The sequence below is a fragment of the Kibdelosporangium phytohabitans genome (assembly GCF_001302585.1).
GTDB lineage: Bacteria > Actinomycetota > Actinomycetes > Mycobacteriales > Pseudonocardiaceae > Kibdelosporangium > Kibdelosporangium phytohabitans.
On the sequence record NZ_CP012752.1, the window covers coordinates 11126487 to 11143029 of the forward strand.

The following is a 16543-nucleotide window of genomic DNA, read 5'->3' on the forward strand; positions in this document are numbered from 1 at the left end:
ACGGCTGTGTCGGTGAATGGAGGTCGTGGTGGAGCCGATGGTCGAGCGCCAGCACGCCCTGATCGAACAGCTGCGTGCCCGCGCACCCCGCCTGACCAGCGCACAAACGCTCGCCACCGATCTCGGTGTCAGCTCGCGGACGATCGAGCGCGACGTGGCCAGGCTGCGGGCGGCGGGACTGCCGCTGCGGATCCAGACCGGCCCGGGCGGTGGCTACTCGATCGACGCCAGATCACTGCTGCCGCCGATCGAGCTCACCCCCGGCGAGGCCTCGGCGCTGGTCGCCGCGATCGTGGCGGTCGGGCCGTTCAGCTCGGCGACGGCCCAGACCGCCTTGCAGAAGCTGCTCAACGCGCTGCGTGCCGACTGACCCGCGCCCAGAAGCCGCAGCGGTGCTCGGCGGCGAACGGCGTCGGCGCGATGCCGTCGGACGACAGCTTGATCACGGTGCCCTTCGGCCAATGCGGACGGCCGGGACCGTTCGGGTTGCCCGTCCGCGCGAACGCCGACCAGTAGCCGATCATCTTGGCTGACAACCTTTCCTGCTTGGCGGTCAACGGCGGATACGGGTTCTGGGCCATGTCGAGATCCCAGAGGTAGGGCAGGTCCAAGCCGTGGTACGAGCCCTGCGGAAAACCGGTTTCGGTGACCTGCCCGCTGTCCTCGGCGAATTCGTAGGCGTAGACCGGCTGATGCGCCGCCTCGGCAGTGCGCAACACCGGGCAGGCGCCGATCGCCCCGCCCCAGTCGCTGAGCACCGCGGACATCGCAAGCGCCGGGCTGCCGTAATCGCCGACAGGATACGTGGCCAGCACGTCGCCAGCCCTCCCGCCGAACGTCTGGCCCACCAACTCGGTGTACCTCCCCGCCGTCATGTTCGATTCCCACGAAACGAACATGCGCATCTCGTCACGCGTGCTGCCGACGATCAGCGGAACCCGTGCCGCTGTTCCGTCACGCATCGCATCCCTCGGCTGCTTGGGCAACATCGGTGTGCCCGCAACGGGATTCCACGGCCGGTCACTGACCTTGCCGTTGAACGCGAATCCCACGCCGGCCAACGTTCCGAGCAGCTTCTCCACGCTTTGCCCACGCAGACAAGCGGCAACATCGGGCGCCGCCGTACAACCAAGCTGCTCTGTCGCCTGCGCACCGAACGCCTGCGCCGCAGGCAACGTCAGCACCTCGTTGTCACAGGCACCGCTCTGCGAGATCGCCCGGTGGAACAAGCCTCGGGACAGCGGCGATGCAAGGTGGGCACACACCGCACGGGCCCCCGCGGACTGCCCAGCCAACGTCACGTTTCCCGGATCGCCCCCGAACCTGGCCGCATTGCGCTTCACCCAGCGCAGCGCGGCAGTCTGGTCCATCAGGCCGTAGTTCCCGCCGCTCCCGTCAAGTGCGGGCGAGGAAAGGAAACCAAGCGCCCCCAACCGGTAGTTCATGCTCACGACAACCACGTCGCCGGACGTCGCCAGCCTCGTGCCGTCGAACTCCTCGGCAGCACCGGAATTGAACGCACCGCCGTACAACCAGACCAGCACCGGCTTCGGTCCACCGCGCTTCGACCGCGGCGCAGTGACATCGAGGTAGAGGCAGTCCTCAGCAGTACCTGCAAGACGTTGCTGCGGACAGGGGGTCCCCGGCTTCGTGGCGTCACGGATGCCTTGCCAGGAAACCGGATCAGCGGGCGGACGCCACCGCCGCGGCCCCACCGGCGGCTCCGCGTAAGGAACACCGGAGAACTTCACGTGGTCCTCGGCGACCTTGCCGCGTAACCAGCCCGAGTCAACCCGGACAACACCTGAACCACCATCGGCAACCGCGGGAGTACCGGCAAAACCCACGGCCGCCACCGCGACCAGCGTAAGGACAACAGTACGAATCGACATACCGGCAATCCTCACCGGCAGCGGCCCCCGGCACGTACGCCGAGAATCCCGACTTCCACTACGCCCGCTGACGTAGAAGCAGGCGACTCAGCCCAACCCGTTCTTTCACCTGTTCGGACGGGAAAGCGTTGTGACTGGCTGTTCCGTTGGGCGTTCCCCGCGCTGACACGGGAAAGGCCCCCGGCGAGCCGGGGGCCTTTCCTGTCGAACAGCTGAAATCAGCGGTAGTCGCGACCGAAGTCGTAGTCGTCCAGCGGAACCGCCGCACCCGTACCGGTGCCGAAGACATCCGGGGTGTAGTAGCCGTCGTCGTAGGACGGGATCGCGTAAGCGGCGACCCGCGCCTCCTCGGTCGGCTGGACCTGGATGTTGCGGTACTTGTTGATGCCCGTACCCGCCGGGATCAACTTACCGATGATGACGTTCTCCTTCAGGCCGACGAGCTTGTCGCTCGCGCCCTTGATGGCCGCGTCGGTCAGGATCTTCGTGGTCTCCTGGAAGGAGGCCGCGGAGAGCCAGGACTCGGTGGCCAGCGACGCCTTGGTGATACCCATCAGCACCGGACGGCCGGAGGCGGGCTCGCCGCCCTCGGAGACGATCCGGCGGTTCTGCGTCTCGAAGTCCGCGCGCTCGGGCAGCGAGCCGGGCAGGAAGTCGGTCGAACCGCTGTCGATGATCGTGACCCGGCGCAGCATCTGCCGGACGATCACCTCGATGTGCTTGTCGTGGATGGACACACCCTGCGCCCGGTACACCTTCTGGACCTCGTCCGTCAGGTGCATCTGGGCCGCACGCGGCCCCATCACGCGCAGCACCTCGTGCGGGTCGGGGGTACCTTCCAGCAGCTGCTGGCCCACCGACACGTGGTCGCCGTCGGCCAGCGGGCCGTCCGGCGTCACCGCGAGGCGCTGACGCTTGGACAGCTTGTCGAAGATGATCTCTTCGCTGCCGTCGTCCGGGATCAGCGTGATCTTCCAGAACCGGTCGCCGTCCTCGATCCGCACGCGGCCGTCGACGTCGGCGATCGGCGCCTTGCCCTTGGGCTGACGGGCTTCGAACAGCTCCTGGACACGGGGCAGACCGGTGGTGATGTCGTCACCGGCCACACCGCCCTGGTGGAACGTACGCATCGTCAGCTGCGTACCCGGCTCACCGATCGACTGGGCGGCGACGATACCGACGGCCTCACCGACGTCGACCAGCTGGCCGGTCGCCATCGAACGGCCGTAGCACATCGCGCAGACACCGACAGCGGACTCACAGGTGAGCACGCTGCGGACCTTCGCCCTGACGACGCCGCCTTCGATCAGCTTCGCCAGCGCCGGGTCACCGAGGTCGTCACCGCGGTTGATGATGACGTTGCCCTCGGAGTCGGTGATGTCCTCCGCGACCGTGCGCGCGTAGACACTGGTCTCCACGTGCTGGTCACGGATGACGACGCCGGACGCGTCCTTCTCACCGATCGGCATCTGGATGCCGCGGCTGGTGCCGCAGTCGATCTCACGCACGATGACGTCCTGCGAGACGTCCACCAGACGACGGGTCAGGTAACCCGAGTCGGCGGTACGCAGCGCGGTGTCGGCCAGACCCTTGCGGGCACCGTGCGTGGCGATGAAGTACTCACCCACGGACAGGCCTTCGCGGAAGTTCGCCTTGATCGGCCGGGGGATGTACTCACCCTTCGGGTTGGACACCAGACCACGCATACCGGCCAGCGACCGGACCTGGGTCATGTTGCCCGCCGCGCCCGACTTCACGATCGTCGGGATCGGGTTGTCCTCGGGGAAGAAGTCCTCCATCGCCTTGGCGACGTCCTCAGTGGCCTGGGTCCACACCTTGACGAGCTCGTTGTTGCGCTCGGCGTGCGAGAGCTGACCGCGCTGGTAGCGCTTCTCGACCGCTTCGGCCTTCTGCTCGTACTGGTCGAGGATTTCCTTCTTGTTCGGCGGCACCACGACGTCGGAGATGGCGATGGTGACACCGGAGCGGGTGGCCCAGTGGAAGCCGGCGTCCTTCAGCTTGTCCAGCGTCCGGGCGACGGTGACCATCGGGTACCGCTCGGCGAGGTCGTTCACGATCGCGGCCTGACGCTTCTTGGGCATCGGCTCGTTGATGAACGGGTAGTCCTCGGGGAGCAGGTCGTTGAACAGCACCCGGCCGAGCGTGGTCTCCGCCAGCCACATGCTGCCCGGCTCGTAGCCCTCCGGCCGCATGCCGTTGCCCGGCTGGCGGTTCTTGATCCGGATCTTCACCGGCGCCTGCAGGCCGATGACCTTGCGGTCGAAGGCCATGATCGCCTCGGCGGGCGAGGAGAACGCCAGTCCGGCGCCGATCGCGTTCTTGTCGAGCCGGGTCAGGTGGAACAGACCGGTGACCATGTCCAGACGGGGCATGGCCAGCGGACGGCCCGACGCGGGCGACAGGATGTTGTTCGACGACAGCATCAGGATCCGGGCCTCGGCCTGCGCCTCGGCCGACAGCGGCAGGTGCACCGCCATCTGGTCACCGTCGAAGTCGGCGTTGAACGCCTCACAGACCAGCGGGTGCAGCTGGATGGCCTTGCCTTCCACCAGCTGCGGCTCGAAGGCCTGGATACCGAGGCGGTGCAGCGTCGGCGCGCGGTTGAGCAGCACCGGGTGCTCGGTGATGACCTCTTCGAGCACGTCCCACACGGCCGGGCGCGCACGCTCGACCATCCGCTTGGCGGACTTGATGTTCTGCGCGTGGTTGAGGTCGACCAGCCGCTTCATCACGAACGGCTTGAACAGCTCCAGCGCCATCGCCTTGGGCAGACCGCACTGGTGCAGCTTGAGCTGCGGGCCGACCACGATGACCGAACGGCCCGAGTAGTCGACTCGCTTGCCGAGCAGGTTCTGGCGGAACCGGCCCTGCTTGCCCTTCAGCAAGTCGGACAGCGACTTCAGCGGCCGGTTACCGGGACCGGTGACCGGACGACCGCGGCGGCCGTTGTCGAACAGCGCGTCGACGGCCTCCTGCAGCATCCGCTTCTCGTTGTTCACGATGATCTCGGGCGCGCCGAGGTCGATGAGCCGCTTCAACCGGTTGTTGCGGTTGATCACGCGGCGGTACAGGTCGTTCAGGTCGGAGGTGGCGAACCGGCCACCGTCGAGCTGGACCATCGGCCGCAGGTCCGGCGGGATGACCGGGACGCAGTCAAGGACCATGCCCATCGGCGAGTTGCGGGTGGCCTGGAAGGCCGCGACGACCTTCAGGCGCTTGAGCGCGCGCAGCTTCTTCTGGCCCTTGCCGCTGCGGATGGTCTCCCGCAGGTTCTCGGCCTCGGCGTCGACGTCGAAGTTGCCTGCCAGCGTCTTGATCGCCTCGGCACCCATCGACCCGGTGAAGTAGTCGCCGTAGCGGTCGATCAACTCGCGGTAGAGCAGCTCGTCGGCGATCAGCTGCTTGACGTCGAGCTTGGTGAAGGTGCTCCAGATCTCGTCGAGCCGGTCCAGCTCGCGCTGGGCGCGGTCGCGCAGCTGGCGCATCTCGCGCTCGCCGCCCTCTTTGACCTTGCGTCGCACGTCGCTCTTGGCGCCCTCGGCCTCCAGCTGCGCGAGGTCGCCCTCGAGCTTCTGGGCGCGCGCCTCGATGTCGGCGTCGCGACGGGCCTCGACCTGCTTGCGTTCGACGCCGATCTCCGACTCGAGGGTGGGCAGGTCGTTGTGCCGCAGCTCGGTGTTCACGCCCGTGATCACGTACGCCGCGAAGTAGATGATCTTCTCGAGGTCCTTCGGCGCCAGGTCGAGCAGGTAGCCCAGCCGGGACGGCACACCCTTGAAGTACCAGATGTGCGTGACCGGTGCGGCCAGCTCGATGTGGCCCATGCGCTCACGACGGACCTTCGCGCGGGTCACCTCGACGCCGCAGCGCTCGCAGATGATGCCCTTGAAGCGGACCCGCTTGTACTTACCGCAGTAGCACTCCCAGTCGCGGGTCGGACCGAAGATCTTCTCGCAGAAGAGCCCGTCCTTCTCCGGCTTCAGTGTGCGGTAGTTGATCGTCTCCGGCTTCTTGACCTCGCCGTAGGACCACTGGCGGATGTCGTCTGCGGTGGCCAGGCCGATGCGGAGCTCGTCGAAGAAGTTGACGTCAAGCACGTCGGTTCTTCTCCCCTTTGGTTGAAGACAGCAGATTCGGGGGATTCAGGCGAGGTGCGGGGCCGGTTTCCGGCCGGCCCGCACCTGGCGCGAGGTCAGTTCACAACGTCGTCAACAGAAGGCGATTCGTTGCGGGACAAGTTGATCCCGAGGTTCGCGGCGGCGCGCTCCAGGTCCTCGTCGTCCCCGTCGCGCATCTCGATCGCGGCACCGTCCGAGGAGAGGACCTCCACGTTCAGGCACAGCGACTGCAGCTCCTTGAGCAGCACCTTGAAGGACTCCGGGATACCCGGTTCCGGGATGTTCTCGCCCTTGACGATCGCCTCGTAGACCTTCACGCGGCCCACGACGTCGTCGGACTTGATCGTCAGCAGCTCCTGCAGCGTGTAGGCCGCACCGTAGGCCTGCATCGCCCAGCACTCCATCTCACCGAAGCGCTGGCCACCGAACTGCGCCTTACCACCCAGCGGCTGCTGGGTGATCATCGAGTACGGGCCGGTCGAACGGGCGTGGATCTTGTCGTCGACCAGGTGCAGCAGCTTCAGGATGTACATGTAGCCGACTGCGACCGGGTACGGGAACGGCTCACCTGAGCGGCCGTCCAGCAGGATCGCCTTGCCGTCCTTGTTGACCATCCGCTCGCCGTCCCGGTTCGGCATGGTCGAGCCGAGCAGACCGGTCAGCTCCTCCTCGCTGGCGCCGTCGAACACCGGGGTCGCGGTGTTCGTGTCCGGCTCCACCTCGTAGAGGTCCTCCGGCAGCTTGGCCGCCCAGTCCGGGGATCCGTCGATCTTCCAGCCTGTCTTGGCCAGCCACCCGAGGTGCGTCTCGAGGATCTGGCCGATGTTCATACGACGCGGCACACCGTGGCTGTTCAGCACGACGTCGACCGGCGTGCCGTCCGGGAGGAACGGCATGTCCTCGGCCGGGAGGATCTTGCCGATGACACCCTTGTTGCCGTGCCGTCCGGCGAGCTTGTCGCCGTCCTGGATCTTGCGCTTCTGCGCCACGTAGACGCGGACCAGCTCGTTCACGCCCGGGGGCAGCTCGTCCTCGTCCTCACGGGAGAACACGCGGATACCGATGACCTTGCCGGTCTCACCGTGCGGCACCTTCAGCGAGGTGTCGCGGACCTCACGGGCCTTCTCACCGAAGATCGCGCGCAACAGGCGCTCCTCCGGCGTCAGCTCGGTCTCGCCCTTCGGCGTGACCTTGCCGACGAGGATGTCGCCGTCGCGGACCTCGGCACCGATCCGGACGATGCCGCGCTCGTCCAGGTCGGCCAGCACCTCCTCGGAGACGTTCGGGATGTCCCGCGTGATCTCCTCGGCGCCCAGCTTCGTGTCGCGGGCGTCGATCTCGTGCTCCTCGATGTGGATCGAGGTGAGCACGTCGTCCTGGACCAGACGCTGGCTCAGGACGATCGCGTCCTCGTAGTTGTGGCCCTCCCACGGCATGATCGCCACGAGCAGGTTCTTGCCCAGCGCCATCTCGCCGTCTTCGGTGCACGGACCGTCCGCCAGGACTTGGCCGACCTCAACGCGCTCACCCTCGTTGACGATGGGCTTCTGGTTGATGCACGTGCCCTGGTTGCTGCGGCGGAACTTGTACAGGCCGTAGGTCTGGCGGGTGCCGTCGTCGGCCATCACCGTGATGAAGTCCGCGGACAGCTCCTCGACCACACCGGCCTTGCTGGCCACTACCACGTCACCGGCGTCGACCGCGGCACGCAGCTCCATGCCCGTACCGACCAGCGGCGACTCACTGCGCAGCAGCGGCACGGCCTGGCGCTGCATGTTCGCACCCATCAGGGCGCGGTTGGCGTCGTCGTGCTCGAGGAACGGGATCATGGCCGTCGCGACCGACACCATCTGGCGCGGCGAGACGTCCATGTAGTCGACACCGTGCGGGTCGATGAACTCGACCTCACCACCCTTGGTGCGGACCAGGACGCGCTCCTCGACGAAGTTGCCGTCGGCGTCGGTCGGCGAGTTGGCCTGCGCCTTGACGTAACGGTCTTCCTCGTCCGCGGTCAGGTAGTCGATCTGCTCGGTGACCCGGCCGTCGACGACCTTGCGGTACGGCGTCTCGATGAATCCGAACGGGTTGACCCGCCCGTAGGACGACAGCGAGCCGATCAGGCCGATGTTCGGGCCTTCCGGCGTCTCGATCGGGCACATCCGGCCGTAGTGCGACGGGTGGACGTCACGGACCTCCATGCCCGCGCGCTCACGGGAGATACCACCCGGGCCGAGCGCGGACAGCCGGCGCTTGTGCGTCAGACCGTCGAGCGGGTTGGTCTGCTGCATGAACTGCGACAGCTGCGAGGTGCCGAAGAACTCCTTGATCGCCGCGACCACCGGGCGGATGTTGATCAGGGTCTGCGGGGTGATCGCCTCGACGTCCTGGGTGGTCATCCGCTCGCGGACGACACGCTCCATCCGCGACAGACCGACCCGGATCTGGTTCTGGATCAACTCGCCGACCGTGCGCAGGCGCCGGTTGCCGAAATGGTCGATGTCGTCGACCTCGATCGGGATCTCCCGGCCGTCCTTGCCGATCACCGAGGTCTCGCCGGCGTGCAACCGGACGAGGTACTCGATGGTGGTGACGATGTCCTCTTCGGTCAGCACCCCGGTGTCGTACGACTCGACGACGCCCAGCTTCTTGTTGACCTTGTAGCGGCCCACCTTGGCCAAGTCGTAGCGCTTGTCCTTGAAGAACAGGTTCTCCAGCAGGGTCTGCGCCGACTCCTTGGTCGGCGGCTCACCCGGGCGGAGCTTGCGGTAGATGTCCAGCAGCGCCTCGTCCTGGCCCGCGGTGTGGTCCTTCTCCAGGGTGGCCAGCAGGGTCTCGGAGAACGCGAAGCGCTCCCTGATCTGCTCGGTGGTCCAGCCGAGTGCCTTCAGCAGGACGGTGACGGGCTGGCGGCGCTTGCGGTCGATGCGGACACCGACGGTGTCGCGCTTGTCGACGTCGAACTCCAGCCAGGCACCCCGGCTCGGGATGATGCGGGTGTCGAAGACGTCCTTGTCGGTCGTCTTGTCGACGGTGGAGGCGAAGTACACGCCCGGTGAGCGCACCAGCTGGGACACCACGACACGCTCGGTGCCGTTGACGATGAAGGTGCCCTTGTTGGTCATCACGGGGAAGTCACCCATGAACACCGTCTGGCTCTTGATCTCACCAGTGGTGTGGTTGGTGAACTCGGCCGTGACGAACAGCGGTGCGGCGTAGGTCATGTCCTTGTCCTTGCACTCCTCGACGGAGGCCTTGACCTCGTCGAAGCGCGGGTCGGAGAAGGAAAGCGACATCGAGCCGGAGAAGTCCTCGATCGGCGAGATCTCGTTCAGTACTTCCTCGAGACCACCGACGGGGTTCTCGTCACCGGCGTCGATGCGGCGCTGGAACCACGCCTCGGCACCGGTGAACCATTCGAAGGACTGGATCTGCAGGTCGAGCATGTTGGGAACGCCGAGGGGCTCGCTCAGCTTCGCGAACGAGACACGCTTCGGCGCACCCGGGATTCCGGACATGGAGTTGGTCGCAGCAGTGGCTTCGGTCGCGCGGGAGACTGCCAAGATGCGTCCTTCCAGGGACTATGAGCGGTTGAGCGGCCGCGCTAGCAGGCAACTAACGCAACTGTCAAGGGTGCTTGATGCCCAGCATCCTAGCTCTCGGGTAAGGGCACACGGAAAGTGGGCAGAGCAAAGACGCAGTCTAGCCAAACAAGCGGCGACTGTCCAGGGGCCCGCAGAAGAGGCCCCCCGCTCACGACAACAGCGTGACCCTGACCGGTTCTCCAGTCAAGGGGCCACGCGGTGTTCACCCACGTGGACCAGCAATTCCAAGCCTGTTGGACCAGCTAGCGGGGGATGGACGCTACCAGGCGTTCGACCGTCTCGTTGATCAAGGGTGGGCACAGCGAGTGGTGCGGCACGCACAGATCCTTGAGCACTTCGCCCAGCGCGGCCTCGAAAGCGCGCACTCCCGGCGACGGAAAAGGTGACCGAGACCACACCACGAAATCGTAGTCGGCGGCTTCCCAGGCGACTGTGTCCTCCACCCGGCGCATCACGTGGTGCTCGACGTGCTCGTGCCTGATCCTGCGGCCGGCCCGGTAGCGGGCCAGCTCGTCCAGCACCGGCCGGGCGGTGATCACCAGCGAGCTGGCGCGCACGGCGGCCGACTCGGCCATCCGCACGATTGTGATCGCGTCCTCGGCCGCGCGCCCGTCGACCTTCGCGAGCGCGTCGACGGACGCCTCGGGGTCGGCGTGCGACCGGGTGCCGATGGTCAGCGTGGCCGGGCCCAGGTGCTTGGCCAGCGCGTCGACGATCTCGGTCTTGGCCGGGCTGCTGGCCCCGGCGACCGCCACGAGCGTCCCGCGGTGCGAGGGCAGGGCTATCTTCATTGTGAGCGGGACACTACCGTCGGTCGCGTGCGATGACCGGACAGTAGGCGCGGGGTTCACCCGACCGTGTCGGCCGGCTCGGCGCCGCCCGCGATCACCGCGCCATTCCCGCGGCGATCCCGCTCCGGAGGACAAACTGTTCAGCCTGGTTTGACCTGCGTCTTTCGTAGAATTCCGATACTGACCTTACCCGTTGGCACCGGAATACCCCGAGATTGACGAGCTCAATCCGTCGACGGCGTCGAAGCCGGTTCGGCGATTTCGGTGAGCGAGTCGACCACCCGCCGCAGCCACTCGGTCAGGTCCCTGTCCTGCCCGAAACGACCGGGATCGGTCCTCGGCATCGTGTGCCTGTGCGACTCCGTGCCCGCGGGCACCGGCCAGATACCCGCCGCGACCGCGAAAACCACGCGCATGTTCGGGACAGCGGCCTGCCACGCCTCGATCTCGTGGCGTTGCCGCAACACGACCACGCCGCCGGTCTCCGGCAACGAGTCGAGAACGACCTGGGTACCGGCGTAGAGGAAACGCACCACGTCCGGCTCCCACCACAACCGGACCGGTTCGGGCTCGTCGTCGGGGATGATCTCGCGCAAAGCCGCGACCAACGGCGGATATTCGTCGGCCGCCGAAGCGAGCGGGACACCGATTGCCTCAGCGGTCGGGTCGTCGGTGACGTATTTGGTATACCGCCACTCCAGCAACTCGCTATATCCGGTCATTTGCCTGCGCAACCATGCCACCGCGTGCGGGCTGAACACACCGATCAGCTCGTCACCGGCACGGTCCCAGCAGACAGTGAGGTGCACAACGTCCACGAATACCCGAGTATCAATTCCTACGCCACCGATTCATTCGAATTTCATACGGCCATCCCATGTGATGTGGCCTCGATGTAGGACCGGTGTAGTGCTTCGATGAAGCCTTCGTTACATGGAATGGAAGAAACAAGTACTCACCATCGGCGTCGCCGCCGCGGCCGTGTTCGCCATGTCGTCGGTCGCCGCCAGCGCCGACGAGACCGCGGCCGGTGGCTGCAACAAGGACGGCCACAACGGCCAGGGCTGGACCCACTACAGCGAAGGTGGCGTCCACACCAAGGTGACCTGGTTCGAATACAAGATCAGCGGCAAGGGCACCGGCGGCAAGAGCAACGTCAACATCCGGCACTACGAGAAGCGGCGGCTGCAGAAGGACAAGCTGCTGTACTCCAACGACAGCCCGGACAACGTCAAGCAGAACACCGACTACTCGCACACGCCGAAGAACCCCATCCAGCTGGACTCCAGCAAGAAGCAGCACACCGACTACCACTTCGTCTTCGACACGGCCGGTAGCGACCCCACGTGCAAGGCCACCACCAGCGACTTCCCGGCCTGATGATCGGCGCCGACCAGCGTTGCCGCCGTGGTGCGCTCGCCACGGCGGCGCTGGCCATCCTGCTCGCGTCCGCGTGCTCGGCGCCCGCGGACGCGAAGCCGTCCCGGCTGATGAAACCGGTGTGCACGGATTCGTCGGGCACGGTCGTGGCCGACCCCAACCGGGACACGATCCGCGCGTTCTCCCGTGACGGGGCCCAGCTGTGGTCCCACGACCAGGAGGAAGGACGGTTCGCCGCCGCCGCGGGCGCGTGCGCCACCCAGGTGTTCTCGGCGCTGATCGCGGACTGGACCGACCTGACCGTCCGCGACCCCGATCCCCTCGCCTACCTGCCGAACGGGACGACGGTGCCGTGGCCGGGCCGTGGCGCGCATTCGAAGTTCCGCGTTCTCGCCGCGACCGGGCTGGGCACCGGCGTCGTGGCCACCGCGGACGGTGCACGGACGACCCTGCGGACCCAGGTCGACGGCCAGTTCGTCGCGTCGGAGGAGATGAAGTCGGCATCCTTCGACTGGGCGATCGCGCCGGACGGCCGGACCGCCGCCGCGTTCGACCACGGCACCACCGGCGGCGAGTTGATCATCCTCGAACGCAACCACGGCCGATGGGGCATCGCGTCGAAGACCGAGGTCACGGAGCCCGTCTACGGCGCGTTCCTGCGGGACGAGAACACCTACGTCCTCGCCCACGAAGACCGCTACGACCTGCACACCGGCGGCACGGCCAGGCGGATCGCCGGTCCGCGGGACGTCAGCGACGTGTTCATGGCGGGCGGCAACATCGCGCTGCTTAGCCGGATGACCAGCGTCGACAAGGACCGGACGGACGTGCGCGTGCTCGGCCCGGACCTGCGGCCGCGCTTCACGACCAGCGCAGAACAGGCCGCGGTCGTGTCGGCCTTCCGCAACTCCGTGGTGCTCAGCTTCCCCGATCGGACTGTGGTCGTCGACGGCGATCAGCACAAGCAACTCGACGTGCCCGCGCACCGGTACACGTTCGCGGGCCAGGACAACACGGTCGTCCAGGTCGGACCTGACGACGTGCGGACGAAGGAGGGGCTATGAGGAAACTGCTCATCGGACTGCTTGCCGTGCTGGCCGCGGTCGTGTTCGCGCCGACGGCGAACGCGGCCATCGACGCCAAGATCGGCAACCGCGCCAACGGCCGCTGCCTGGACGGCGCCGCCAGCGGCAACCCCGGGCTGCAGCCGTGCCGCGTCACCAACGGGCAGGTCTGGAAGTGGGCGGGCAGCGTGCCGAGCACGGGAACGATGCGGCACACGCTGTCGGGCAAGTGCCTTGACAGCAACGCGCGCGGTGACGTCTACCTGCTGACGTGCCAGGCGGGCAACAACAACCAGAAGTGGAAGATGGGCCGGTTCGGCACGAGCATCGAGATCAAGAACGTGGCCACCGGCCGGTGCCTGAGCCGGGCGCAGCTCGACGTGTTCCGGCTCGACACCTACGGCTGCAACACCGCGGACACGCTGCAGAAGTGGACGATCACGAACATCATGCCGTAGGACTCCCGGTTTTCTTGCAGCAGCAGGTCGTGGGGGCCTGCTGCTGCGTCCCGGCCAGGATCGACTCGTACGTCTCCCGCAGGCCCGGCCCGGGATCGAGCCCCAGCGTGTCCCGCAGGACCAGCCTGACCTCGTGGTACGCGTCCACCGCCTCGGCGACCCGGCCGGCACGGGCGAACGCCCGGATGAGCAGGTCCCACAACGGTTCCCGCAGCGGGACCTGGCGCACGAGCGGCTTCAGCCGCACCACCACCTCGTGGTACCTGCCCGCCGCCAGATCGGCCTCGGCCAGTCCCTCGACGCTGACCAGGTGCAGCTCGGCCAGCCTGGCCAGGTCCGGTTCGAACGGCCCGGCCTCCGCGCCGGTCAGCGGAGTGCCCCGGTACAGGTCGAGTGCCTTGCGGAAGTGGCCGGCGGCCTCGTCACCGACACCAGCCGCCTGCCCCGCGGCGCTGAGCCTGGCGAACCGCTCGGCGTCGACCCGGTCCGGGTCCACCGCGATCTGGTACGCGTCCTGCTGGCGTTCGATCGGGGCGCCGGGCAGCAACCGGCGCAGCCGTGACACGTGTGTCTGCAGGTTGGCCAGATAGGAGCGTGGCGCGTGGCCGTTCCACAGCATCTCGACGAGCCACTCCGTCGGCACCGGCCGCGCGGGTCGCAGCAACAGGCCGACCAGCAGCCGCGCGGGCCGTCCGGCGGGCACACCGACCGGGTTGCCGCCTTCGTCACGGACCTCGAGTGGTCCAAGGATCCCGAACTCCACGGATCGCACCCTGCCGCCGTTTCCCCGCACGGACCAGCGACAACCTCTACAGTGCAGCTACACGATCGGCCGCAAGCCGATTGCCGCCGGGGAGGCTGCATGGGGCAGTTCGGGGACCTGCTTCGCGGGCATCGCACAGCACGGGGGCTGACGCAGGAGGCGCTCGCCGCGCGCGCCGGGCTCAGCGTCCAGGCGATCGGCGTGCTCGAACGGGGTGACCGCAAGTTCCCGCACCGCGACACCGTCACCAGGCTGGCCGACGCGCTGGAGCTGACCGGCGACGTGCTCGACGCCTTCATGGCGGCGGCCACCAGAAAGGCCACGCCCAAGGTGGACGACCAGCCCACGGTCCCGGTCCCCGCTCGCCAGCTGCCCTCCGACGTGCCCGACTTCACCGGCCGCGAGGAGCAGTTGGACGTCGTGCTGACCGCGCTGCGAGAGCCCGCTTCCGCCGGTGCGCCACGTGTCGTCGTGGTCGTCGGCGGTCCCGGCATCGGCAAGTCGGCGCTGGCGTTGCGCACGGCCCACGAGATCGCCGACGAGTTCGCGGACGGCCAGCTCTACCTCGACCTCGCCGGAACGTCCGACCAGCCGCACGACCCGTCGGTGCTGCTGGCGGAGCTGTTGCGCGCCTTGGGTGTCACGGGTGGTGCCGTGCCGAACGGCACCGCGGCGCGGGCAACGCTTTTCCGGTCGCTGCTGTCGGATCGCCGGATGCTGCTGGTGCTCGACGACGCCGCGCGGTCCGAGCAGGTCCGGCCGTTGCTGCCGTCCAGCGGCGGGTGCGGGGTGCTGGTGACCGGCCGTCAGCTGCTCACGGACCTGCCCGGCGCCCGGCACATCGAGCTGGACGTGCTCAGCCCGGCCGAGGCCCGTGCCCTGTTCACCGGGATCGTCGGGGCGAACCGGGTGGAGGCGGAGCCGGACGAGGTGGAACCGATCGTGCGGGCCTGCGGGTACCTGCCGCTGGCGATCCGGATCGCGGCGGGCAAGCTGGCCGGCCGCCCGGCGTGGCCGTTGCGGCTGCTGACCGAGCGGCTGGCCGACGAGTCGCGCAGGCTCAACGAGCTGCGGCTCGGCGAACTCGGTGTCCGCGCGTCGTTCGAGGCCAGCATCGGGCAGCTGCCGGTGGACGCGACCGCGGCGTTCGGACTGCTCGGCCTGATGGGGCCGCGGGCGGTGCCGGAGTGGGTGCTCGGGCCGCTGCTGGACCGGCGGTTCACCGACGACGTGCTGGACATGCTGGTGGACGCGAACCTGTTGCGGCTGGCGGAGATCGACGTGAACGGCGGCCCGCGCTACCGGATGCACGACCTGCTGCGGACCTACGCCGTCGAGCGCGCCGATGAGCCGCACGCGGCCGTCCAGCGGCTGCTGGCGGTGTGGCTGGATCTGACCACGCGGGCGGTCGACCGGCTGCCGCCGTCGCTCTTCGCGCCACCACAGGGCGTCGCCCGCAGGATGGCTTTGCCGCAGTCCACAATCGACAAGCTGCTCGATTCGGCCGACAACTGGTTCACAGCCGAGCGGGAGGCGTTCGTCGGCGCGGTGGAACTGGCGGCGGCGTGGGGTTTCCACGAGTACGCCTGGCAGTTGGCTGCCACCGCGGTACCGTTCCACGACCTGCACAGCTACTACGAGGACTGGCAGCGCACGCACACCACGGCCCTCGAGGCTGTCCGCGCGGCGGGGAACGTGCGCGGGGAAACCGTCATGCTGCGCGGGCTTTCCCAGGTCCACCTGTACCGGGACGAGTACGACGTCGCGCTGGACGGCTTCCGTCGCGCGCTCGAACTGTCCCGGCAGGTCGGCGACGTTCGGGAGGAGTTCCTGGCCAAGTCGGGCCTGGCCACGATCGACCGGATGCTGCGGCGCTACGACAAAGCCGAGGCGCACATCCGCGAGGCGCTCGAAGTCGTCACCGACCGCAACCTGGAGGCGCAGGTCCGCAACGCGCTGGGCGTGGTCCTGATGGCGCAGGACCGGTTCGACGAGTCCTACGCGTCGTTCGAGCACGCATTGGCGATCTGCAAGGAGATCGACGACAAGCACCGGCTCGGTGTCGTGCTGCGCGAGGCCAGCATCCTGTACGACAAGATCGGCCAGACTCATCGTGCTCTCGCGTCGCTCGACCGTGCGCTGGAGATCTTCGAGAGCCTCGCGGACGAGCGGTGCGTCGGGTACACGCTGCTGCGGATGGGCCGTGTGCACGCCGCGCACAACGACATGGGTCATGCGACGCTCGTGTTGCAGCGGGCCGTGAACTTCTTCGCCACCAACGGGAACCGCATGGAGGAAGCGCAGTGCTGGCAGCTGCGCGGGGAACTGGCCGCGCAGCACCGCATGCTCAACGCCCGTGACTTCCTGACCCGCGCGTTGCGGCTGTGGCAGTCGATCGGGGCGACCAGTCAGGTCACCGACGTCCAGGCGAAGCTGGCCGCGCTGCCCGACTGA

Annotated in this window: 11 protein-coding genes; 5 read left to right on the plus strand and 6 right to left on the minus strand. The window is 67.7% G+C overall.

Features of this window, described 5'->3' with window-relative positions; genetic code table 11:
- Nucleotides 1-16: 16 nt before the first annotated feature.
- Nucleotides 17-370, plus strand: coding sequence for a helix-turn-helix transcriptional regulator (locus tag AOZ06_RS49870; protein WP_054295786.1), 354 nt, complete (start codon nucleotides 17-19; stop codon nucleotides 368-370).
- On the opposite strand, the gene AOZ06_RS49875 is transcribed toward AOZ06_RS49870, so the two are convergent.
- The 5 genes from AOZ06_RS49875 to AOZ06_RS49895 all read right to left on the minus strand — a co-directional run bounded on the left by AOZ06_RS49875 (nucleotide 348) and on the right by AOZ06_RS49895 (nucleotide 11242).
- Nucleotides 348-1892: a carboxylesterase/lipase family protein gene (locus AOZ06_RS49875; RefSeq protein WP_054295787.1), complete on the minus strand. Its 1545-nt coding sequence runs from the start codon at nucleotides 1890-1892 to the stop codon at nucleotides 348-350. The genes AOZ06_RS49870 and AOZ06_RS49875 overlap by 23 nt on opposite strands.
- A gap of 218 nt (nucleotides 1893-2110) precedes the next feature.
- Entirely contained in the window at nucleotides 2111-6010 is a 3900-nt protein-coding gene (locus tag AOZ06_RS49880) for a DNA-directed RNA polymerase subunit beta' (protein WP_054295788.1), read from the minus strand.
- 95 nt (nucleotides 6011-6105) lie between these two features.
- Entirely contained in the window at nucleotides 6106-9591 is a 3486-nt protein-coding gene (gene rpoB, locus AOZ06_RS49885; RefSeq protein ID WP_054295789.1) for a DNA-directed RNA polymerase subunit beta, read from the minus strand.
- A 284-nt stretch (nucleotides 9592-9875) separates the two neighbouring features.
- Nucleotides 9876-10424 carry a hypothetical protein gene (locus tag AOZ06_RS49890; RefSeq protein WP_157233678.1) on the minus strand — a complete coding sequence of 183 codons (549 nt, stop codon included), beginning with the start codon at nucleotides 10422-10424 and terminating at the stop codon, nucleotides 9876-9878.
- A 224-nt stretch (nucleotides 10425-10648) separates the two neighbouring features.
- Complete coding sequence (locus tag AOZ06_RS49895; RefSeq protein WP_054295791.1) at nucleotides 10649-11242, minus strand: DUF2017 family protein; 594 nt, start codon at nucleotides 11240-11242, stop codon at nucleotides 10649-10651.
- Nucleotides 11243-11357: 115 nt separating this feature from the next.
- On the opposite strand from AOZ06_RS49895, the gene AOZ06_RS49900 reads away from it, so the two are divergent.
- The 3 genes from AOZ06_RS49900 to AOZ06_RS49910 are packed head-to-tail and all read left to right on the plus strand — an operon-like array spanning nucleotide 11358 to nucleotide 13326.
- The gene (locus tag AOZ06_RS49900) at nucleotides 11358-11804 is read left to right on the plus strand and encodes a hypothetical protein (protein ID WP_054295792.1); all 447 of its coding nucleotides are present in this window, start codon (nucleotides 11358-11360) and stop codon (nucleotides 11802-11804) included.
- Nucleotides 11771-12868, plus strand: a complete 1098-nt coding sequence (locus AOZ06_RS49905) for a hypothetical protein (protein WP_157233679.1) — start codon at nucleotides 11771-11773, stop codon at nucleotides 12866-12868. The genes AOZ06_RS49900 and AOZ06_RS49905 overlap by 34 nt, the downstream gene beginning before the upstream one ends.
- Complete coding sequence (locus AOZ06_RS49910; RefSeq protein ID WP_054295794.1) at nucleotides 12865-13326, plus strand: RICIN domain-containing protein; 462 nt, start codon at nucleotides 12865-12867, stop codon at nucleotides 13324-13326. The genes AOZ06_RS49905 and AOZ06_RS49910 overlap by 4 nt, the downstream gene beginning before the upstream one ends.
- Here AOZ06_RS49910 and AOZ06_RS49915 read toward each other — a convergent pair.
- The gene (locus AOZ06_RS49915) at nucleotides 13316-14089 is read right to left on the minus strand and encodes an AfsR/SARP family transcriptional regulator (protein WP_054295795.1); all 774 of its coding nucleotides are present in this window, start codon (nucleotides 14087-14089) and stop codon (nucleotides 13316-13318) included. The two genes, AOZ06_RS49910 and AOZ06_RS49915, sit on opposite strands and share 11 nt — an antisense overlap.
- 99 nt (nucleotides 14090-14188) lie before the next feature.
- Between AOZ06_RS49915 and AOZ06_RS49920 the strand changes: the two genes are divergently transcribed.
- Entirely contained in the window at nucleotides 14189-16543 is a 2355-nt protein-coding gene (locus AOZ06_RS49920) for an XRE family transcriptional regulator (RefSeq protein ID WP_054295796.1), read from the plus strand.

Bases quoted from the DNA above. Each gene is read 5' to 3' on its own strand.
- AOZ06_RS49870 (WP_054295786.1), top strand. From the start codon at position 17: ATGGAGGTCGTGGTGGAGCCGATGGTCGAGCGCCAGCACGCCCTGATC.
- AOZ06_RS49875 (WP_054295787.1), bottom strand. From the start codon at position 1,892: ATGTCGATTCGTACTGTTGTCCTTACGCTGGTCGCGGTGGCGGCCGTG.
- AOZ06_RS49890 (WP_157233678.1), bottom strand. From the start codon at position 10,424: ATGAAGATAGCCCTGCCCTCGCACCGCGGGACGCTCGTGGCGGTCGCC.
- AOZ06_RS49900 (WP_054295792.1), top strand. From the start codon at position 11,358: ATGGAATGGAAGAAACAAGTACTCACCATCGGCGTCGCCGCCGCGGCC.
- AOZ06_RS49910 (WP_054295794.1), top strand. From the start codon at position 12,865: ATGAGGAAACTGCTCATCGGACTGCTTGCCGTGCTGGCCGCGGTCGTG.
- AOZ06_RS49920 (WP_054295796.1), top strand. From the start codon at position 14,189: ATGGGGCAGTTCGGGGACCTGCTTCGCGGGCATCGCACAGCACGGGGG.